At 67.6% G+C, this 299-nt stretch carries 1 protein-coding gene; it reads right to left on the bottom strand.

Annotated elements, in window-relative coordinates; genetic code table 11:
* Positions 1-221 (bottom strand): 50S ribosomal protein L15 (gene rplO / locus DBV35_RS29795; protein WP_211100085.1); only part of this gene is annotated, 221 nt, incomplete at its 3' end.
* Positions 222-299: the final 78 nt, after the last annotated feature.

Below are 299 nucleotides of genomic sequence, written 5' to 3'. Positions count from 1 at the left end.
ACCTGGTACTCGACCTTGAAGCGGTTCTTGAAGCCCTTGAGCTTCGGGAGCCGCATGTGCAGCGGCATCTGCCCGCCCTCGAAGCGCGGGGACACCGTCTTGCGGGCCTTGGTGCCCTTGGTACCGCGACCGGCGGTCTTGCCCTTGGAGCCCTCACCGCGACCCACACGGGTCCGCGCCTTCTTCGAGCCCGGGGCCGGCCGCAGGTCGTGGAGCTTGATGACGGAGTTCTCGTTCTCGCTCACGACTGCACCTCCTCCACGGTCACGAGGTGGCGCACGGTGTGGACGTAACCGCGG

The organism is Acuticoccus kandeliae (assembly GCF_003073115.1).
The sequence above is the reverse complement of the archived record's forward strand: the minus strand, read 5'-3'. Positions and strand labels throughout refer to the sequence as shown.